This window comes from Streptomyces sp. NPDC058469 (genome assembly GCF_042721125.1).
GTDB lineage: Bacteria > Actinomycetota > Actinomycetes > Streptomycetales > Streptomycetaceae > Streptomyces.
Map to the genome: position 1 here is coordinate 24,210 of NZ_JBHXME010000035.1, position 18,552 is coordinate 42,761.

General features: G+C 70.1%; 20 protein-coding genes and 1 pseudogene. 10 read left to right on the forward strand and 11 right to left on the reverse strand.

Features of this window, described 5'->3' with window-relative positions; translation table 11 throughout:
• Nucleotides 1-4 precede the first annotated feature (4 nt).
• A complete protein-coding gene (locus ACFWP5_RS17785) occupies nt 5-691 on the reverse strand; it encodes a response regulator transcription factor (RefSeq protein ID WP_366098003.1) in 687 nt (228 codons plus the stop codon).
• A 289-nt stretch (nt 692-980) separates the two neighbouring features.
• Here ACFWP5_RS17785 and ACFWP5_RS17790 point away from each other — a divergent pair, with 289 nt between their 5' ends.
• The 7 genes from ACFWP5_RS17790 to ACFWP5_RS17820 all read left to right on the forward strand — a co-directional run bounded on the left by ACFWP5_RS17790 (nt 981) and on the right by ACFWP5_RS17820 (nt 7,368).
• A complete protein-coding gene (locus ACFWP5_RS17790; protein ID WP_384156682.1) occupies nt 981-1,757 on the forward strand; it encodes an amino acid ABC transporter ATP-binding protein in 777 nt (258 codons plus the stop codon).
• Between the two features lie 200 nt (nt 1,758-1,957).
• The gene (locus ACFWP5_RS17795) at nt 1,958-2,800 is read left to right on the forward strand and encodes a glutamate ABC transporter substrate-binding protein (RefSeq protein ID WP_384156685.1); all 843 of its coding nucleotides are present in this window, start codon (nt 1,958-1,960) and stop codon (nt 2,798-2,800) included.
• 50 nt (nt 2,801-2,850) lie between these two features.
• Nucleotides 2,851-3,519: an amino acid ABC transporter permease gene (locus ACFWP5_RS17800; RefSeq protein ID WP_384156688.1), complete on the forward strand. Its 669-nt coding sequence runs from the start codon at nt 2,851-2,853 to the stop codon at nt 3,517-3,519.
• Nucleotides 3,516-4,418 carry an amino acid ABC transporter permease gene (locus tag ACFWP5_RS17805; RefSeq protein ID WP_384156691.1) on the forward strand — a complete coding sequence of 301 codons (903 nt, stop codon included), beginning with the start codon at nt 3,516-3,518 and terminating at the stop codon, nt 4,416-4,418. Before ACFWP5_RS17800 ends, ACFWP5_RS17805 begins: the two co-directional genes overlap by 4 nt.
• 175 nt (nt 4,419-4,593) lie before the next feature.
• On the forward strand, nt 4,594-6,189 hold the full coding sequence (locus ACFWP5_RS17810) for an FAD-dependent monooxygenase (protein ID WP_384156694.1): 1,596 nt from the start codon (nt 4,594-4,596) through the stop codon (nt 6,187-6,189).
• Nucleotides 6,190-6,430: 241 nt separating this feature from the next.
• Nucleotides 6,431-6,970, forward strand: coding sequence for a cysteine dioxygenase (locus tag ACFWP5_RS17815; protein ID WP_384156697.1), 540 nt, complete (start codon nt 6,431-6,433; stop codon nt 6,968-6,970).
• Nucleotides 6,967-7,368 (forward strand): rhodanese-like domain-containing protein, encoded by a 402-nt coding sequence (locus ACFWP5_RS17820; protein ID WP_384156700.1) that lies wholly within the window; start codon nt 6,967-6,969, stop codon nt 7,366-7,368. Before ACFWP5_RS17815 ends, ACFWP5_RS17820 begins: the two co-directional genes overlap by 4 nt.
• 33 nt (nt 7,369-7,401) lie before the next feature.
• On the opposite strand, the gene ACFWP5_RS17825 is transcribed toward ACFWP5_RS17820, so the two are convergent.
• From ACFWP5_RS17825 to recA, 4 genes and pseudogenes are all read right to left on the reverse strand, one after another.
• The gene (locus ACFWP5_RS17825) at nt 7,402-8,364 is read right to left on the reverse strand and encodes a sugar ABC transporter substrate-binding protein (protein ID WP_384156764.1); all 963 of its coding nucleotides are present in this window, start codon (nt 8,362-8,364) and stop codon (nt 7,402-7,404) included.
• Nucleotides 8,365-8,656: 292 nt separating this feature from the next.
• A pseudogene (locus tag ACFWP5_RS17830) lies at nt 8,657-9,271 on the reverse strand (FtsX-like permease family protein); the annotation flags it as partial.
• Between the two features lie 274 nt (nt 9,272-9,545).
• Entirely contained in the window at nt 9,546-10,511 is a 966-nt protein-coding gene (gene recX / locus ACFWP5_RS17835) for a recombination regulator RecX (protein ID WP_384156704.1), read from the reverse strand.
• 3 nt (nt 10,512-10,514) lie between these two features.
• On the reverse strand, nt 10,515-11,648 hold the full coding sequence (recA, locus tag ACFWP5_RS17840; RefSeq protein ID WP_384156706.1) for a recombinase RecA: 1,134 nt from the start codon (nt 11,646-11,648) through the stop codon (nt 10,515-10,517).
• 334 nt (nt 11,649-11,982) lie between these two features.
• On the opposite strand from recA, the gene ACFWP5_RS17845 reads away from it, so the two are divergent.
• On the forward strand, nt 11,983-12,186 hold the full coding sequence (locus ACFWP5_RS17845; RefSeq protein WP_384156709.1) for a hypothetical protein: 204 nt from the start codon (nt 11,983-11,985) through the stop codon (nt 12,184-12,186).
• 83 nt (nt 12,187-12,269) lie between these two features.
• On the opposite strand, the gene ACFWP5_RS17850 is transcribed toward ACFWP5_RS17845, so the two are convergent.
• Entirely contained in the window at nt 12,270-12,881 is a 612-nt protein-coding gene (locus ACFWP5_RS17850; RefSeq protein ID WP_384156712.1) for a dihydrofolate reductase family protein, read from the reverse strand.
• A gap of 179 nt (nt 12,882-13,060) precedes the next feature.
• On the opposite strand from ACFWP5_RS17850, the gene ACFWP5_RS17855 reads away from it, so the two are divergent.
• Nucleotides 13,061-13,807 (forward strand): hypothetical protein, encoded by a 747-nt coding sequence (locus ACFWP5_RS17855; protein WP_384156715.1) that lies wholly within the window; start codon nt 13,061-13,063, stop codon nt 13,805-13,807.
• 34 nt (nt 13,808-13,841) lie between these two features.
• Here the strand turns inward: ACFWP5_RS17855 and ACFWP5_RS17860 are convergent, their stop codons facing one another.
• Together ACFWP5_RS17860 and ACFWP5_RS17865 are read right to left on the reverse strand one after the other, a co-directional pair.
• Nucleotides 13,842-15,131: an AI-2E family transporter gene (locus ACFWP5_RS17860; RefSeq protein WP_384156766.1), complete on the reverse strand. Its 1,290-nt coding sequence runs from the start codon at nt 15,129-15,131 to the stop codon at nt 13,842-13,844.
• Nucleotides 15,132-15,295: 164 nt separating this feature from the next.
• Nucleotides 15,296-15,490, reverse strand: coding sequence for a DUF3046 domain-containing protein (locus tag ACFWP5_RS17865; protein WP_384156718.1), 195 nt, complete (start codon nt 15,488-15,490; stop codon nt 15,296-15,298).
• Nucleotides 15,491-15,570: 80 nt separating this feature from the next.
• Here ACFWP5_RS17865 and ACFWP5_RS17870 point away from each other — a divergent pair, with 80 nt between their 5' ends.
• Entirely contained in the window at nt 15,571-16,515 is a 945-nt protein-coding gene (locus ACFWP5_RS17870) for a hypothetical protein (RefSeq protein ID WP_384156721.1), read from the forward strand.
• 12 nt (nt 16,516-16,527) lie between these two features.
• Here the strand turns inward: ACFWP5_RS17870 and ACFWP5_RS17875 are convergent, their stop codons facing one another.
• The 3 genes from ACFWP5_RS17875 to ACFWP5_RS17885 are packed head-to-tail and all read right to left on the reverse strand — an operon-like array spanning nt 16,528 to nt 18,466.
• The gene (locus ACFWP5_RS17875) at nt 16,528-16,836 is read right to left on the reverse strand and encodes an AzlD domain-containing protein (RefSeq protein WP_033286170.1); all 309 of its coding nucleotides are present in this window, start codon (nt 16,834-16,836) and stop codon (nt 16,528-16,530) included.
• On the reverse strand, nt 16,833-17,576 hold the full coding sequence (locus tag ACFWP5_RS17880; RefSeq protein ID WP_384156769.1) for an AzlC family ABC transporter permease: 744 nt from the start codon (nt 17,574-17,576) through the stop codon (nt 16,833-16,835). Before ACFWP5_RS17880 ends, ACFWP5_RS17875 begins: the two co-directional genes overlap by 4 nt.
• A complete protein-coding gene (locus tag ACFWP5_RS17885; RefSeq protein WP_384156725.1) occupies nt 17,480-18,466 on the reverse strand; it encodes an AraC family ligand binding domain-containing protein in 987 nt (328 codons plus the stop codon). The genes ACFWP5_RS17880 and ACFWP5_RS17885 overlap by 97 nt, the downstream gene beginning before the upstream one ends.
• Between the last annotated feature and the right edge of the window lie 86 nt (nt 18,467-18,552).

Genomic DNA, 18,552 nt, shown 5'->3' on the forward strand with positions numbered 1-18,552 from the left:
CCCGCTACGCGGCCGGAGCGACGAGCCGGTAGCCGACGCCTCGTACGGTCTCGATCAGCGCGGGCATCCGCAGCTTGGCGCGCAGGGACGCGACATGCACCTCCAGGGTGCGTCCCGTGCCCTCCCAACTGGTGCGCCACACCTCGCTGATGATCTGCTCCCGCCGGAACACCACTCCTGGGCGCTGTGCCAGCAGCGCCAGCAGATCGAACTCCTTGCGGGTCAGCTGGACGACCGAACCGTCCACGCTGACCTGACGGGTGGGCAGTTCGATGCGCACCGGGCCGAGCCGCAGCGCGGTGTCGCCGCCCCCGCTCGCGTCCTCGTGGACGCTGCGCCGGCTGACGGCGTGGATGCGGGCGAGCAGCTCCCCGGTGTCGTACGGCTTCACTACGTAGTCGTCGGCTCCGAGGTTGAGGCCGTGGATGCGGGAGCGTACGTCGGAGCGGGCGGTGACCATGATCACCGGGGTGCTGGTGCGCTTGCGGATCTTGCCGCAGACCTCGTAGCCGTCCTGGTCGGGCAGGCCGAGGTCGAGGAGGACGACACCGAAGACGTCGCCCTCCGGGACGAGTGCCTGGAGGGCCTCCTCGCCACTGCGGGCGTGCGTGACGTCGAATCCGTGCCGCGCCAGGACCGCGGACAGAGCGGCGGCGACATGGTTGTCGTCCTCGACGAGGAGCAGTCTCATCCCGGCCCCCTCCGGTTCATCGTTCGTATGGTGTCGGCCTGTACAAAAGCACGTCTCACGCGCGCGTGCACCCAGGCAGTCACGCTGATGGACGAAGACGCCGTCAAGTGGGTTCCGGTTGCGCGCGGCTTCCGTTATCCAGCCGGTACGCATCCCGTCGGCAAACTGCTACGACACGTGTCCGATTGCTATCCGATCGTGATGCTCAGATCTCGCTCAGATGTGATGACGCTGGTCGTACGGCCTCACTACTGTCCTCCGCAACCGACGAGGACGGAGCCAGCAAGCGATGACCGAAGTATCGGTGGCCAAGGAAGAAGTGGCCGCGACCGGCGAACTCGTCGTCCTGAAGAGCGTCAACAAGCACTTCGGCGCGTTGCACGTACTCCAGGACATCGATCTGACGATCGCCCGCGGCGAAGTCGTCGTGGTGATCGGGCCCTCCGGGTCCGGGAAGTCCACTCTGTGCCGCACCATCAACCGCCTGGAGACGATCGATGCGGGTTCGATCACGATCGACGGCAAGCCGCTGCCCCAGGAGGGCAGGGAGCTGGCCCGGCTGCGTGCGGACGTCGGGATGGTCTTCCAGTCCTTCAACCTCTTCGCGCACAAGACCGTGCTCGAGAACGTGATGCTGGGTCAGATCAAGGTCCGCAGGGCCGACCGCAAGCAGGCAGAGGAGAAGGCCCGGGCGCTGCTCGACCGGGTCGGCGTGGCCACGCAGGCGGACAAGTACCCGGCCCAGCTGTCCGGCGGCCAGCAGCAGCGCGTCGCCATCGCGCGGGCGCTGGCCATGGACCCCAAGGTGATGCTCTTCGACGAGCCGACCTCCGCCCTCGACCCGGAGATGATCAACGAGGTGCTGGAGGTCATGCAGCAGCTCGCCCGCGACGGGATGACGATGATCGTCGTCACCCATGAGATGGGCTTCGCCCGCTCGGCCGCCAACCGAGTGGTGTTCATGGCCGACGGCCGCATCGTCGAAGAGGCCGTGCCGGACCAGTTCTTCAGCAACCCGCGCAGCGACCGGGCCAAGGACTTCCTGTCGAAGATCCTTCACCACTGACGGCCCCTGACGGCCGCCGGCCATCACCGACAACCGCTGACGATCAGCCACGAACGCTGACGAACCGCTACAGCCAGCCACTGGCGGCCCGCCGACGGCGGGCGGCCGCCGACTGCCGCTGAGGGCCCCGCACGCCCTGACGGCCGCCGTCACACGCCCTGACGGGCCCTCATCTCCTCACCAGCCAAAGGATGTTCACCATGAAGCTCCGCAAGGTCACCGTCTTCGCGACCACCGCTCTCGTCCTCTCGCTCGCCGCGACGGCCTGCGGGAGCAGCGACAAGGACAGCTCCGGTTCGGGCTCCGGCGGCGGCAGCAAGATCAAGGTCGGTATCAAATTCGACCAGCCGGGCCTCGGCCTGAAGCAGCCGGACGGCACCTACGCCGGCTTCGACGTGGACGTGGCGACCTATGTGGCCGGGCAGCTCGGCTACAAGCCCGCCCAGATCGAGTGGGTCGAGACCAAGAGCGCCGACCGTGAGAACGCGCTGGCGCGCGGCGACGTCAAGTTCATCGCGGCCACGTACTCGATCAACGACGAGCGCAAGAAGAAGGTCGACTTCGCCGGCCCCTACCTGCTGGCCCACCAGGACCTGCTCGTCAAGAGCAACTCGACGATCGCCAAGGCCACGGACCTCAACGGCAAGAACCTCTGTTCCGTGACCGGCTCCACCTCGGCGCAGAACATCCACGACACGATCGCCCCGAAGGCCAACCTCCGTGAGAACGCGGGCTACTCGGAGTGCATCGCGGCCCTCCAGAGCGGTGCCGTCGACGCGGTGACCACCGACGACTCGATCCTCGCGGGCTTCGCCGCGCAGGACAAGTTCAAGGGCCAGTTCAAGCTCGCCGGTCTGAAGCTCAGCAACGAGAACTACGGCGTCGGCGTCAAGAAGGGCGACTCCGCGACCGTCACCAAGATCAACACCGCGCTGGAGAAGATGGTCAGCAGCGGCGCCTGGCAGACGGCGGTCACCAAGAACTTCGGTCCGGCCGGCTACAAGAACGAGCCCGCCCCGAAGATCGGCAACATCGTCAAGTAGCCCGAGAAACCCCGGTAAGGCAGGCCCCATACCCGGAAGCGCGGGAGATCGTGTTCGACTTTCTTCAAGGTTATGACGTCCTCGGGGCGTTCTGGATGACGGTGAAACTGACCGCCCTCTCCGCCCTCGGCTCCTTGGTCTGGGGCACACTGCTGGCCGGAATGCGGGTCAGCCCGGTCCCCCTGATGCGTGGTTTCGCCACCTTCTACGTCAACACCGTCCGGAACATCCCCCTGACGGTCATCATCGTCTTCACCTCGCTCGGCCTCGCCGACATCTTCGGCGTGACCATGGGCGCGTCCGACGACTTCAAGGTGCAGGGTTTCCGGCTGGCACTGCTGGGTCTCGTGGCGTACCACGCGGCCTTCGTCTGTGAGGCGGTGCGCTCCGGCATCAACACCGTGCCCGTCGGACAGGCGGAGGCGGCCCGCGCCATCGGGCTGAGCTTCAATCAGGTACTGCGGATCGTCATCCTTCCGCAGGCGTTCCGCGCGGTCATCGGACCGCTGGCCAACGTACTGATCGCACTGACCAAGAACACCACCGTTGCGGCCGCGATCGGGGTCGCCGAGGCGGCCGCCCTGATGAAGACGATGATCGAGAACGAGGCCCAGACGGTCGCCATCGGCGCGGTCTTCGCGTTCGGTTTCGTGGTACTGACCCTGCCCACCGGCCTCCTCCTCGGCTGGCTGGGCAAGCGACTGGCGGTGAAGCGATGACCTCCGTCCTCTACGACGCGCCCGGCCCCCGCGCCAAGCGGCGCAACGTGCTCCTGTCCGTCGTGTTCTTCGTGCTGCTCGCCCTCTTCTTGTGGTGGGTCTGGCAGACGATGGACGACAAGGGCCAGCTGAAGTGGTCCCTGTGGCAGCCGTTCACCACGTCGGACGCCTGGACGACGTATCTGCTGCCGGGCCTCGGCGACACCCTGAAGGCCGCCGGGCTCGCCATGGTGATCGCCCTCCCCCTGGGCGCGTTCTTCGGTATCGCCCGGATGTCCGACCACCGGTGGGTGCGCGTCCCCGCCGGAGTGGTGGTCGAGTTCTTCCGGTCGATCCCGGTCCTGCTGCTGATGCTGTTCGCGAACGAGTTCTACGTCCGCTCCACGAGCATCGGCAGCGAGGAACGGCCCCTGTACGCCGTCGTCACCGGCCTGGTGCTGTACAACGCCTCGGTGCTCGCCGAGATCGTCCGAGCGGGCATCCTGTCCCTCCCGAAGGGGCAGACGGAGGCCGCGTACGCGATCGGCCTGCGCAAGGGCCAGACGATGACGAGCATCCTGCTCCCGCAGTCCGTCACCGTGATGCTGCCGGCCATCGTCAGCCAGCTCGTGGTCATCGTGAAGGACACCGCGCTGGGCGGCGTGATGCTGGGCTTCACCGAGCTGCTCAACTCGCGCAGCACCCTGGCGGCCAACTACGCCAATGTGGTGGCGAGTTTCATCGTCGTCGGGATCATCTACATCCTGCTGAACCTCGCCCTCACCACCTTCGCGAGCTGGCTGGAGCGCAGGCTGCGGCGCAGCAAGAAGAGCACGGGTGCGACCGTCGACCTCGAAGACGCCACGGGGCTCAACCCCGCGCACGTCGGCGGATCGTACGGGAGCGGCGCCTCGTCGTGATGATCGGTCAAGTGGGATGAACGGCACGGAGGCAGTGGCATGATCGCCACTGCCTCCGTCACTTGACGCAAGCACCGGCAATGGGTTGCATACGTTCTGTGATCGTGCACCCTGCTCCAACTTCCTGTTCACATACGTCCCTGAGGACACCGTCACGGGCAGGGGGCGCCGCACCGTGGACCCGGTGATCATCGTCGGGGCGGGGCCCGTGGGGCTCACGCTCGCCCTGGCACTGGCGCGGCAGGAGGTGCCCTCCGTCCTCCTCGACGAAGGTCCGGGCAAGGACGAACCGCGTCCCGCGCGCACCGTCGTCCTGCGCGAGGACACCGCAGCGCTGCTGGAGCGGCTGACCGGCATTCCGCTCGCCGAGCTCGGCTCGCGCTGGGCCGGATGGCGGTCGATGCGGCGCAAGCAGGTGATGCGCGAGATCACGTTCGACGAGACCGAGCCCGCCCCCCTGCACATCGCCCAGCACGTCCTCACCGGCGCCCTCCGGCATGCCCTCGCGGGCGAGCGGCTCGTGAGGATCGCCCCGGACAACCGCCTCGACTCGCTCGAACAGGAGCCCTCGGGCGTCACCGCCCACACCCGCGGCCCCAAGGGCACCTGGTGGCGCGGCAGTTACCTGGTCGGCTGCGACGGTCCGCGCTCGACCGTGCGCAAACTCCTGGACATCCGCTTCCCCGGCCGTACGGCGGTGGAGCGACACGCCGTGGCCGCGCTGCGCACGGAACTTCCGTGGCCCGACCAGGCGTTGTTGCATCGGGTGCCGCCGTGGCGGACGTCCGGACCCTCGGCCGCGGAGGTCACCGGACGCCCCCTCCCGGACGACGTGTGGCGGCTGGACTGGCTGCTGCCGCCGGGCAAGGACCTGGTCACCCCCGAGCTGCTGCTGGCCCGCATCCGGGAGACGCTCGCGGGCTGGACCGAGGGCCCGACACCGCCGTACGAACTGCTCGACACCGGCGTGCACACCGTGCACCACCGGCTCGCGCGCCGGTGGCGGGTGGGGCGGGTGTTTCTCGCCGGGGACGCCGCGCATCTGCTGGGGGCGCTCGGGACGCAGGGGCTGGACGAGGGGTTGCGGGACGCCGACAACCTCGCCTGGAAGCTGGCCCTGGCCTGGCACCACGGGCCGCACGAGCCGCTGCTCGACAGTTATCAGGCGGAGCGGCGGGCGGTCGTGGCGGCCCGGCTGCGCGCCGCCGACCAGGCGCTGCCGCTGGTGCGCGGCGGCGCCGGGCTGCGCGCGGTCGTACCCGGCTCGGCCCGCGGCCACGACGTGCTGCTCACGGACGGTCACCTGGGGCGCGGCGCACTCGGTGCGCCGGGGGCGTACGCCGACTCGCCGCTCGCGCCCCGGCACATCGAGGCGGAGGTCCCCGTCGACACCCCGCCCGGTGCACCGGTCGCCGATGTCCTGGTCACCGCCGAGGACGGCGCCTTCGTACGGCTGCGGGACCGCCTCGGGCGCGGCTCCCTGCTGGTCGTCCTGGTCGCGCCGGGCACGGGCGTGTGGGAGCGCAAGCACTGGGTGACGGCCGGAATCATGCCCCGCCTCGCGGCCGCCGTGACGGCGCTGCCGCACCCGGCCGAGCTGCTGGTCGCCGAGAGCTACCCGGGCGCCGCGGCCCACACCGTCCTTCTCGTACGGCCCGACGGACACCTGGTCACCGCGTTGAGCGGGGTGCGCCCGGCCGACCTGTACGCGGCGGCCGAGGCGACCCTGGGCGGCCCGGCGAGGACGGAGGCCACGGCCGGCTCACGCTGAGGCCTCCGTACCCAAACTGTCCACATAGTGACGCTGAGTTGACCGGCTCGCACCGCCGTGCTGTACTCCGGATCGTGACCAACACCTCTGTCCACCTGTGGCGGAAGGTCCATCTGGACCTCGTCCGCTATGTGGGCTGTGTGTGTCACGTCTCCTGCTGAATTCGCATCTCTTCACATCCGCGCGCGCCCTTTCTGTGGGTCCGCGCGCACCCTCGCGAACACTCATCAGGACGGTGCACGTGTCTGTCTCCCCCTCTGCCTCCGTGTCCCCCGCCACGCCCTCCCAGGCGCCGACACAGGCGGACCTGCTCGACTTCGTACGGCGTACGGCCGCCGACGCCGAGCTCATCGCCTCGCTCCCCCTCGACCCCGAGGGCCGAACCTGGGTGCGGCTCGAAGGGCCCGGCGGCAGCGAGGCGTGGCTGATCGGCTGGCCGCCCGCCAGCGGGACGGGCTGGCACGACCACGCCGAGTCGGTCGGAGCCTTCCTCACCGCCGCCGGCGAGCTCAAGGAGCACTCGCTCGCCGCCCGGCTCCCGAGCGACGGCTGGAAGACCCTCGAACTGGAGGAGGGCGTGGACCGCGAGCGGCGGCTGCCGACCGGCAAGGGCCGCGCCTTCGGTCAGCACCACGTCCACGAGGTGCTCAACGAGTCCTCCGAAGAGCACGCGATCTCCGTCCACGCCTACTACCCGCCGCTGCCGCAGATCCGCCGCTACAGCCGTACGGGTCCGGTGCTGCGCCTTGAGCAGGTCGAGCGGCCGGCGGACTGGCAGTGAGTGCCGTACGCGAACAGCCGCTCGGCATAGACGAGTTGCTGGAGCGGGTGCGCGAGACCTACGAGCGGATCGAGGCACGGGAGGCGTACGACGCGGCGCGCGACGGCGAGGCACTCCTGGTCGACATCCGCTACGCGGCCCTGCGCGACCGGGACGGCATCGTCCCGGGTGCCCTGGTCGTCGAGCGCAACGAACTGGAGTGGCGCCTCGACCCCCGAGGCAGCCACCGCGCCCCCGAAGCCACCGGCCACGACCTGCGCGTCGTGGTGATCTGCAACGAGGGCTACGCGTCCACCCTGGCAGCCGCGTCGCTGCACCAACTGGGCCTGCACCGCGCGACGGACCTCGTCGGCGGCTTCCAGGCGTGGAAGGCGGCGGGACTGCCTGTCACGTCGTAGACACTCTGTCCGCGACGTGACGGTCGGGCCCGCTCACGAGCCGTCGGAGGGGCAGTAGAGCGGGGCGGTGTCCGCGTTGGCCCTGGTGATCAGGCGGGCCGGTGTGGCGGCGATCTTCTCCACCTTTTCCTTACGGAGAAGGCTGATGGTGTTGGTGACGGCCAGTTCGCCGGTGTCCTTGGCCGAGTTGGAGACGGTGGCGGCGAAACGGCCGTCCTTGAGGGCGGCGAGGGCCTCGTCGGTGCCGTTGACCGTCACGATCTTGACCTTCTTGCCGCCGGCCGCGTCGAAGGCCGTGCGGGCGGCGAACGCCATCTCCTCGTTGGCGACGAAGGCGTAGTCCAGATCGGGATGCGCTTTGATCATGCCCTCGGCGACGATCTTCGCCTTCGCGGCGACGAACATGGCGGGCTGGTTCGCGACCACCTTCACGTTCGCCGGCAGCCCCTTGGCGAAACCGCCGACGAGCAGGTCGGAGGCGGCACCGGGCGCACCCGCGATGACACCCACCTGCACCTCACGCCCCGCGGCGTCGTCCCCGATCCAGTCGGCGTCCAGCTTGCCCACCGCCTTCAGGTCGACGACGACGGCCCCGAGGATGTCGGACGGATCGGCACTGACCGAGGTCAGGAAGATCGGGATGTGCGCGCTCCCGGCCTTGGCGATGTCGCTCTTGAGCGCGGTGGTGTTGACCGTCTGCACGATGATCGCGTCGACATGGCGCGCGATCATGTCCTGGATGTTGGCCAGTTCCTGCGCGGCGTCCTGATGCGAGTTGACGGTGACGAGCTTCGCGAAGTTGCTCTTGGCCGTGTTCGCGATCGACTCCTCAAGGCACGTGTGGAACTCCGCACTGCCGCCGTTGACGAACCCGAGAGTGATGGGCCCGTCGTCGGCGGGCGTGGCACTGGACTCCAGTCCGCAGCCATTCAGTAAGAGACCGGTACCGAGCAGGAGGACCACCAGGGTTCTTCGGTGGCGGGCGGGCAGGGACAAGGACAAGGGGATCGCCTTTCAGGGCGTACGAGGACCGGTCGGCGAAGCGGCCGGAGGCACTCGGGCAGGCCTGGCTGCGGCTCAGCGGGCGGGGACGGCCAAGGCGCAGCAGGCGGGGAGGGCCGAGGGTCGGCAGCAGAAGCTACTCCCGCGCCAAACATGCGCACCCTCTACGTCACGCACACTAAGTCTGCGAAACGCGCACCCTTCGGTGAGGCGAGTGACCTCCGGGACGGACGGCTGACAGTTCCCTCGCTCACTCTCGGGACGGACGACCGGCGGTTTCCCGCGCTCACTCCCTGGCGGTCGCCACCGTGCCCGCCCGGACCCGGAGCGCCACACGTCCCGGCAGCGCCGTGGCTACAAGGGCGAGGGTCCCGGCCACCGCTATCACCGCGAGATACACGAGGAGCGTGACCGACGGCGCCGCCCGGCCGGTCATACCGACGCTGAACGCGGTCAGGACGGCGAGGGCGATACCGCTGCCGACCGCCGTGGCGAGCGACAACACCGACAACGCCTCGGTGCGCGGCATCCGCAGCACCTGACGGCGGGTCGCCCCGGCGAGGCGGAGCAGCGCGAACTCCCGGACACGCTCCGCGACCAACATGGCGAGCGGGTTGACCACGGCGATGGCCGTGAACACCAGGACAAGCCCCATGGCCAGGTAGTTGACCTCGGCGTTCGTCTGCTGCCGCTGCGCCTGGAGTGATTCGGCGACGGCCGGCGCGAGAACCTGGACACCGGGGAAGTCACGGAGCGTAGTCGCAAGTTGTTTCTGTGTACGGGTCGTGCTGACGAGGACGGAGGAGGCGAGCGGGTTGTCGACATGCCGGGCGACGAGATCGTGCGCGAAGGTGAGATCGCCGAAGCCGAGGCCCCGGGCGTAGACGGCGACGACGGTGAGCGGCGATGCCGAGTGCGAGGAGGGTTAGGCCAGCGAGGAGGTGGGTGGAGTGGGGGCGGGTGAAGTGACCTCGCGTGGGGCGGGAGTGTGTCGGGCGGACACAGTCGTTTGCACAAGTGCCTGTGCGCTGCGGCAATCCGGCGTCTTCAGCCGGGGGTCAGCCCCACCTCGGGCGCCGGCCCGGTGCTTGCCTGAACGCGGTCGGCGCCCCCGCGCGTCCACCGTGTTCAGGACGTTCGCACCATCGAGGGGTCAGAGCCGGATCACTTCCGGATCAGTACCCCTCGTCCGCGAGGAACTCCGTGTCCTCGCCCTCTTCCTCCAGTGCCTGCCGGACCACTCTGAGGGCCATGCCCTGGGAGTAGCCCTTGCGGGCCAGCATGCCCGCGAGGCGGCGCAGCCTCTTGTCGCGGTCGAGGCCTTGGGTGGACCGCAGCTTGCGGTCCACCAGGTCGCGCGCCCTCGCCTCCTCCTGCTCGGAGTCGAGCCGGGAGACGGCCTCGTCGATCAGCGTCGAGTCGACGCCCTTGGTGCGCAGCTCCTGGGCGAGCGCGCGCCGGGCCAGGCCCCGGCCGTGGTGCCGGGACTCCACCCAGGCGTCCGCGAACGCACCGTCGTTGATCAGTCCGACCTCCTCGAACCGCGACAGCACCTCGTCCGCCACCTCGTCAGGGATCTCCCGCTTGCGCAGGGCGTCCGCGAGTTGCTTGCGGGTGCGCGGGTTCCCGGTGAGCAGGCGCAGACAGATGCCCCGCGCCCGCTCAGCCGGGTCCGCCGGCGGCTCCTCCTTCTCGGCCCTCGACGAGGAGAAGTCACCTCCGTCCTCTCCGGACGACTCGCCGAAGCCGCGGCCACGGCGCCCACGCCTACCGCGTGCGCCGTCACCGCGCGCCGTAGACCCTCGTGAGCCGCCCTCGCCACTCGCTCCGCGGCTGCGCCGCGAGCCGCGGCCGGGCGCATCGTCGGCGGCGGACCCGTCACCGGGCGAACTGCTGACGGGCGCCGAGCTCCTGAAAGGCCGACTGGTGCCGGCCGAACCATCGCCGGGCTCCGAGCCGCCGAAAGGCGGACCGGCATTCCCCGCGAAACCGCCGCCCGGCTCGTCGCCGTACGGCCCGTCCATGCCGTACGGCTCCTCGGACACGCCGTCCGCACCGTAGGCCAGGCCGTCACCGCCTCCCCCGGGCCCCTGCGGGGCGCCGGGATACGCGTACTCGGCCCAGTCCGTTCGTCGTGTCACGGGTCAGCTCTTGGCGGCCGTGGCCTTGGCCTTGGTGGTCTTGGCCGCGGCCGGAGCGGGCACCGCCTTGGCGGCGTCGTCCGTGGCGGTGGGGACCGCCGCGTCCGCGACCGGCTCGGCGGCGGGCTTGTCCTTCTCCGGACGAACACCCACACCCAGCTTCTCCAGGATCTTCTTCTCGATCTCGTTGGCCAGGTCGGGGTTGTCCTTGAGGAAGTTGCGCGCGTTCTCCTTGCCCTGGCCGAGCTGGTCGCCCTCGTACGTGTACCAGGCGCCGGCCTTGCGGACGAAGCCGTTCTCCACGCCCATGTCGATCAGGCCGCCCTCGCGGCTGATGCCGTGGCCGTAGAGGATGTCGAACTCGGCCTGCTTGAAGGGCGGCGCGACCTTGTTCTTGACGACCTTGACGCGGGTGCGGTTGCCGACCGCGTCCGTGCCGTCCTTCAGGGTCTCGATGCGACGGATGTCGAGTCGCACCGAGGCGTAGAACTTCAGCGCGCGGCCACCGGTCGTGGTCTCCGGGGAGCCGAACATCACGCCGATCTTCTCGCGGAGCTGGTTGATGAAGATCGCGGTGGTCCCGGACTGGTGGAGCGCGCCTGTGATCTTGCGGAGCGCCTGGCTCATCAGGCGGGCCTGCAGACCGACGTGGCTGTCTCCCATCTCGCCCTCGATCTCCGCGCGCGGGACGAGCGCCGCGACGGAGTCGATGACGATGAGGTCGAGGGCGCCGGAGCGGACCAGCATGTCCACGATCTCCAGGGCCTGCTCGCCGTTGTCCGGCTGGGACAGGATCAGGTTGTCGATGTCGACGCCGAGCTTCTTCGCGTACTCGGGGTCGAGGGCGTGCTCCGCGTCCACGAACGCGACCTGGCCGCCGGCCCGCTGGGCGTTCGCCACCGCGTGCAGGGTCAGGGTCGTCTTGCCGGAGGACTCCGGGCCGTAGACCTCCACCACTCGGCCGCGCGGCAGGCCGCCGACGCCGAGGGCGACGTCGAGCGCGGTCGAGCCGGTGGGGATGACCTCGATGGGCTCGTTCGGCCGCTCGCCGAGGCGCATCACCGCGCCCTTGCCGAATTGCCGTTCAATCTGTGCGAGTGCGGCGTCCAGCGCCTTCTCGCGGTCGGTTCCTGCCATGGGTTCCACCCGATTTGCTTGTGTCGATCGCTTCACGTCAAAGACGCTAACGCCTGCCACTGACAATGCGTCCCGACGCCCGCCCAGCCTGTGGATAACCCGGACACTTCACCATCAAAAGCCTGCCGAAATGCCCGTCATGGCCTCGCCGGAGCTTCCATGAGAATGGATGTTCGATTTTCGTGTCAAGCGCACCACGCGGCACTCGCGTCATCGATGTCCTGTGACACCGAGCGTCGTGGCGACGCTTCGAATGGGATGGAAATCCTTCCCGTGCCGGGGACCGGGCCTGTTCACTGACGGCAGCCAACGGCAACCGACACAGGGAGAGCTCATGAAGATGTGGAAGCGCGCGGGGATCGCGGCCGTACTGACCGCGGCGACCGTCGCCATCATGAGTCCGGCGGCATCGGCCGCTCCCATGCCGTGGGAGACCAGCCGCGTGCACAAGCCCGCGCCGGCCCAGGACACGGCGATCACCTCGGCCGGCGAGACCGGCACCGTCACCATCCTGTGCGTCGGTGGCTGCTACCAGTAGGAACCTCCACGAGCGTCGCGCGCGCCGTCGAACCAACCGTCGGGCTTCGCGGCACGTCCTCGAACCCCGACGCCACAGGACGATCACGTCCCGACCGGCCGACAGCGCACATTCACCCCGGCTGACCGGTCATCACCGTTCAGCAGCCCGAGCCGGACCGGGGCGCCGCCGGGGTTGTCGTAGAGCCGGATGCCGTCGCCGAGCAGCACCGGCACGATGTGCAGGTCGATCTCGTCGATCAGTTCGCGCTCCAGGAGTTGTCGGCCGATCGTGGGCGAGAGCACTTCGAGGTTCTTGCCGCCGGCGGCCTCCAGCCCGATGCGTACGGCCTCGGCCGCATCGCAGTTCAGGAAGGTCACCCCGGGGGCGGGCGGCGCGTCGTCGGGGTGGTGCGTGAGGACGAACACCGGCCCCTGCCACGCGCCCCCGTAGACGCTGCCGGCATCGGGGAACGCGTCGAAGCCGTCCCGGCCACCCAGTACGGCACCGGTCGTCGCGGCGTACTCCTCGACAAGGCCGGTCCGGAACGAGAACCCCGTCATCCAGTCCATCGCGTGGTCCGGCCCTGCCACAAACCCGTCCAGTGACATCGTGAAGTGCCACAGCACCTTGCCCGCGGCGGTCTGCGGTTCCGTGTCCGCCAGGGGCGGGGCGGGCGTGGTGTCGACGCTCTGCGGGGTCTTTGTGGTGGACATGATCAATCCTCGCTTCGGGGGTCACCGTTCCGCGGATTCCGGACGGCTTTCACCTCCGTGGACCCGGCACGCCCCCGAAACTCATCGCCACACCCCTGGGAGCACTACTTCCGCCGTCGTACGGCGGGTGTCTTCAGCAGTACGACGACTGCGTGGCGGATTCCCGCGAGGCTCGGGCCATGAAGAGCCACGTACGCCCCGCCGAGCGTCTCTGCCATGTGATCGGTGCCCTGTTGATCCTCTCCGGGCTGGTGCACCTGGTGGTGTTCGCGGTCGATGGAGGCCCCTGGTACGGGCCCGTCTCCTGGCGCAAGCCCGTCACGTTCGGGCTCTCCTTCGGGGCGACGCTGATCGCGGTCACCTGGGTCACGTCGTATCTGCGCGTCGGGGCCCGGTTGCGGACCGTGCTGCTCGTCGTGTTCGCCGCCGACTGTGTCGTCGAGGTCGGCGGCATCACCCTCCAGGCGTGGCGTCGGGTGCCGTCGCACCTCGACATGGAGACGCCCTTCGACACGGCGGTGTCCATGACGCTCGCGGTGGGCGGCGGTGTCCTCGTGGTGCTGCTCACCGTGTTCGCGGCGGCGTCCTTCCGGCATCGGCCGACGGGGCCCACGGGGATGGCGCTCGCGGTGCGTTCCGGGTTCGCGATCCTGCTCGTGGCGCTGGCCTCGGGCGCCGCGATGATCGCGCGCGGGGTGGTCCTCGCCCGGACCGGCCACCAAGAGGCGGCGTACCACTCGACGGCCCCGCTCAAGCCGCTGCACGGGGTGAGCCTGCACGCCGTCCTGGTGTTGCCGGCCCTGGCCTGGCTGCTGTCCCGCACGTCCTGGAGCGAGGCGGTCCGGCGGCGGACCGTGACCGTCGCGGTCGGCTGCTACGTGGTCGCCGTGGCCGGGGCCGCGGTGTGGGCGGTGCTCACGTACTGACCGCGACGCCCCGGTGTTCGCGCCGGATCATCCCTCAGGAGGAGCCGGAGGAGCCCTCTCCGGAGTCCCTCGGTTCGGAGTCGGTCGGTTCCGGATCGGTCGGCCGGGAGTCGGCTGTCCTGGAGTCGGTCGTAGGGGCGGAGTTGGTCGTATCGGCGGAATCGCTGTTACCACCGGCGGAGTCTGCCGCTGTGGGCCCCTCCGCTCCCGGCCTCCGGTCCCACAGCCGTCGCGCGCGGGCCAGCGGGCCGGGGCCTCCGGAGCCGCGGGTCCGGTGTCCGTGGACCCGGGGGTCGTCGGTGACGGCGTACCGCTTCACGTACGCCCCGAGGAACGCCTGGAGCGTGGCAACGGCCGGGATGGAGATCAGCGCGCCCACGGCGCCCAGGAGCGCGGTGCCCGCGATGACCGAGCCGAAGGCGACCGCGGGATGGATGTCGACGGTCTTCGCGGTCAGCTTGGGCTGCAGCATGTAGTTCTCGAACTGCTGGTAGACCACGACGAAGATCAGCACCCAGAGCGCGTACCAAGGGTTCACGGTGAAGGCGATCAGCATGGGCAGGGCGCCCGCGAGATACGTGCCGATGGTCGGGATGAACTGGGAGACCAGACCCACCCAGACGGCGAGCACGGGCGCGTACGGGATACCCAGCGCCTGTAGCAGGATGTAGTGCGCCACTCCGGAGACCAGCGCCATCAGGCCGCGGGAGTATATGTAGCCGCCTGTCTTGTCGACGGCGATCTCCCACGCGCGCAGCACCTCGGCCTGCCGGGCGGGCGGCAGCACGGAGCACAGTGCGCGTCGCAGCCGCGGCCCGTCGGCGGCGAAGTAGAACGAGAACAGACCGATCGTCAGCAGCTGGAAGAGGCCCCCGAGCACCTGGGTGGACACGTCCAGCACGCCGGTGGCGCTGTTCTGCACGTACTTGCGCAGCCAGTCGGAGTGGAGCAGCCCCTCCTGGATGTCGACCCGTCTCAGGTCGGTGTGGAAGTGCGTGTTGACCCAGTTGATGACGGAGTCGAGGTAGTCCGGGAAGTCCTCGATCATCTTGATGATCTGGCCGGCGAGCATCGACCCGAGGAGGGTGATGAACCCGGCACTCACGATCAGCAGGCCGAGGAAGACCATGAAGGTGGCCAGCCCGCGGCGCATGCCATAGGCGGCCAGCCGGCTCACCGCGGGCTCGATGGCGAGGGCCAGGAAGAACGCGATGAGGATGTTGATCAGCAGCCCGATGAGCTGGTGGAAGGCCCAACTGCCCAGCTGGAACACGGCGACGAGGGCGAGGGCCAGCACCATGGCGCGGGGCAGCCAGCGGGGCATGCCCGGGCCCGGAACGGCGCCGTCGGACGGGGGCCCGGCCGGCGGCGCCGCACCGAACGGGGATGCCTGTGGGGCGTCGTGCCCGGTCTCGTCAGTGGCTGCCACGGTGCAAGTCTCGCCTACGCCACTGACAACCGGTCACCGCCGTCGATCTTCGTGACCGATCAGCGACTTTCCCACGGAACGTTCATAACAGTGCAGACCACGCGCCACACGTCCTTGGCCTCCCAGCCCGCGTCCAGCGCCTCGTGCACCGTCCGCCCGCCGAGCTCCGTCATCACGTGATCGCGCGCGAAGCTCTCGGCGTACCCCGCGCCGAAGTGCTCCGTCATCCGCTGCCAGAAGACCGTCAACCGCATGACACCAGTATCCCGCCCCTGAGAGTGGGCCCTGCTCGGGACGGCTTGCGGAGACCGCTTTCCGTCCTACGGTCTGACGCATGGCCGAAACAGGAGCTTCCCCACTCCCCCCGACGCCCCCGGCGCACTCCCCGCTCTTCCGCGCCGAGCACTTCGTCTGGCTCACCGCGCGCGTGCTGGAACAGCGCCTCTTCGCGTACCACTTCCTCAACGGCGACCCCGATCCGGTGGAGACCGCGCTGGACGCGTACCGCAACGAGGACGGCGGGTACGGGCACGCGCTGGAACCCGATCTGCGCGGCCCGGTCAGCCAGCCGCTGCACACCGGTCACGCGCTGCGCGTCCTGGACGCCGTCGGGCGCTGCGGTGGACAGCGGGTGGAACGCGTGTGCCGCTATCTGACCTCGGTCTCCACGGCCGACGGCGCCCTGCCGGCGATCCTTCCCGGCCAGCGCGGCTATCCGACGGCGCCCTTCGTGCCGATCGTGGACGACCCGCCCAGCGAACTCCTCGCCACCGGGCCGGTGGTGGGCCTGCTGCACCGCAACGAGGTGTGGCACGCCTGGCTGTTCAGGGCCACCGACTTCTGCTGGCAGGCCGTCGGCTCCCTGGAGAAGTCGCACCCGTACGAGATCGAGGCCGCCGTGGCCTTCCTCGACTCGGCACCCGACCGCCCGCGCGCGGAGGCCGCCGCCGACCGCCTCGGCCGCCTGGTACGCGAACACCGGCTCGCCGCCCTGGACCCGGAGCACCTGGAGGCGTACCCGGTCGCCCCCGGGTACGCGCCGGGCGAGCACCACTTCCCGTACGACTATGCGAAGACGCCGAGTTCCCTCGCGCGCACGTGGTTCACGGACGACGAGATGGCCCGCTCCCTGGACCACCTGGCGGGCGATCAGCGGGAGGACGGCGGCTGGCCGATCCGCTGGCGCCAGTGGGCGCCGGGCATCGCCCTGGAGGCACGCCCCATGGTGACGATCCAGGCACTGCGCACCCTGAAGGCATACGGCCGCTCCGTGGGCTGACCCCGGGCCGCCTCAGCCGCCGATGGCCCGCACGCCGGCCGTCACCAGGACGGCCGCCGCGACGACGAGGAGGAATGGTGCCCGCAGCACCAGCGCCACGGCGGCCGCCGCGAGCCCCGCGGCCCGGGCGTCGAGCACGAGCGCGTGCCCGTCGGCGAAGGTCTGCTGGGCCGTGAGCGCGGCGAGCAGGGCGACCGGCAGCAGAGCTGCGAGCCGCCTCACCAGCGGCCGCTCCAGCGCGCCCGCGGGCACCAGCAGTCCGGCGAGCTTGACGACGTAACAACCGAGGGCTGTCGCCGCGATCGCGATCCAGACGGTCAACGGTCTTCCTCCTGTGCGTCGTTACGTGTCCCTCCATGCCGACGGCCCTCTGCGTAGAGGGCGATCGGCGCCGCGAGAGCAGCCACCAGGACCGGCACACCGGCTGGCAGCACGGGCAGCAGCCCCAGCCCCAACAGGACCGCGAGTGCGGCGACGGCACGCTCGGTGGTGGTCGTGAGCATGGGTGCGAGCAGCGCCAGGAAGACGGCGGGCCCGGCCGCGTCGAGACCCCAGGCGTCCGTGTCCCCGATGGCCTTGGCGCCCAGGGCGCCGAGCAGCGTGGTGAGGTTCCACAGCAGGTACAGGGTGAGCCCGGTGACGGTGAAACCGATCCGCGCGGCACGCCGCGTGGGCTGCGCGAGGGTGACGGCCGTCGTCTCGTCGATGACCCACTGGGCAGCGAACGGCCGCACCGCGCGCGGGAGGGCCAGCAACTGCGAGAGGCGCAGCCCGTAGAAGGTGTTGCGCACGCCCAGGAAGAAGGCTCCCGCCGCCGCGGTGAGCGGATTGCCGCCGGCCGCGAGCGCTCCCACGAGTGCGAACTGGGAGGCGCCGGTGAACACCAGGAGGCTGAGGGCGCAGGTCTGCAGCAGGGTGAGCCCGCCACCGGCCGAGGTGACCCCGAAGGCGAACCCGGACAGCCCTACGGCGACCCCGACTCCGAGGGCGTCCCGTACGACGGCGGAGTCCGGCTTTCCCCGGGCCTCGGGGGCTCGCTTCCCTTCTGCTCCGGGGCGTATGTCTTCTGAAGCGATCTGTTCTGCCACGTGTCGGACGGTACGAGCAGCCGGCGTCCCGCGTCTTGTACGTTCTTGCGCTCCCGCTGGTACGCGCCCGGGGGCACACCCACGATCCGGGCGAAGTGCCGGTTGAGGTGCGGCTGGTCCGTGAACCCGACGGCGACGGCCACCTCCGCGGGCGCCATACCCGCGTCGAGGAGCCGGCGTGCCTCCCGCACACGGGCGTCGGTCAGCCAGGCGTGGGGCGGCATCCCGTAGGCGCCCCGGAACGCGCGCAGGAGCGCGAAGGGACTGGTCCCCAGATCCCCGGCGAGCCGCTCCAGGGTGGGCGGTTCCGCCATCCGCGCTTCCAGTACGGCACGCGCGCGTGCGGCGACCCGACCGCCGGCCGTGGGTACGACGCGCTGCGGCAGTGGTCCGCCGTTCAGCCGGAGCAGCCTGGTGACGGCGACCCGCAGCAAGGTGTCGGCGGCGAGCGCGTTGCCCTCGTCGGCCGCGCGCAGGATCTGGTGGACGAGCCCGACGGTGTAGGGGTCGTCGAGCACGGGACTGGTGAAACCGGGGGTGCCGCGGATCGAGGTGATCTCGGCGGCTATCGCGGCCACCACCTCGGGCGACGGGTAGACCGCCCCGTACCGCCAGCCCTCGGGCACGCCCGCCCGGCCGGTGTGCGGAGTGTCCGGATTCACCAGCGCGAGCGCTCCCGCCCCGGCGGACACATCGCCCCCACCGTGGTGGAACACCTCGACGCCGTCCGCGATGGCGGCGATGACGAAGTTCTCGTGCGTGTGCCGCACGAACGTCTTGCGGATGTACCGGGCCCGCAGCAGGTCGACGCCGGGCAGTTCTGTGTACCGCCAATGTCTCGCCAGCTCGCCCGAACCTGCCATACGCCCATTCTCCGCCACGGCGACGGGAGGACGCGGTCCTGGCCACAGCGACCGGAAGACGCCGAAACGGTCCTGCCCACGACGGC

Excerpts from the sequence above, each read along its gene's own strand:
- ACFWP5_RS17790 (WP_384156682.1), top strand. The coding sequence starts at position 981 with ATGACCGAAGTATCGGTGGCCAAGGAAGAAGTGGCCGCGACCGGCGAA.
- ACFWP5_RS17850 (WP_384156712.1), bottom strand. The coding sequence starts at position 12,881 with ATGTCCACCACAAAGACCCCGCAGAGCGTCGACACCACGCCCGCCCCG.
- ACFWP5_RS17865 (WP_384156718.1), bottom strand. The coding sequence starts at position 15,490 with ATGCGGTTGACGGTCTTCTGGCAGCGGATGACGGAGCACTTCGGCGCG.
- recA (WP_384156706.1), bottom strand. The coding sequence starts at position 11,648 with ATGGCAGGAACCGACCGCGAGAAGGCGCTGGACGCCGCACTCGCACAG.
- ACFWP5_RS17805 (WP_384156691.1), top strand. The coding sequence starts at position 3,516 with ATGACCTCCGTCCTCTACGACGCGCCCGGCCCCCGCGCCAAGCGGCGC.
- ACFWP5_RS17855 (WP_384156715.1), top strand. The coding sequence starts at position 13,061 with ATGAAGAGCCACGTACGCCCCGCCGAGCGTCTCTGCCATGTGATCGGT.
- ACFWP5_RS17870 (WP_384156721.1), top strand. The coding sequence starts at position 15,571 with ATGGCCGAAACAGGAGCTTCCCCACTCCCCCCGACGCCCCCGGCGCAC.
- ACFWP5_RS17860 (WP_384156766.1), bottom strand. The coding sequence starts at position 15,131 with ATGCCCCGCTGGCTGCCCCGCGCCATGGTGCTGGCCCTCGCCCTCGTC.
- ACFWP5_RS17845 (WP_384156709.1), top strand. The coding sequence starts at position 11,983 with ATGAAGATGTGGAAGCGCGCGGGGATCGCGGCCGTACTGACCGCGGCG.
- ACFWP5_RS17785 (WP_366098003.1), bottom strand. The coding sequence starts at position 691 with ATGAGACTGCTCCTCGTCGAGGACGACAACCATGTCGCCGCCGCTCTG.
- ACFWP5_RS17885 (WP_384156725.1), bottom strand. The coding sequence starts at position 18,466 with ATGGCAGGTTCGGGCGAGCTGGCGAGACATTGGCGGTACACAGAACTG.
- ACFWP5_RS17795 (WP_384156685.1), top strand. The coding sequence starts at position 1,958 with ATGAAGCTCCGCAAGGTCACCGTCTTCGCGACCACCGCTCTCGTCCTC.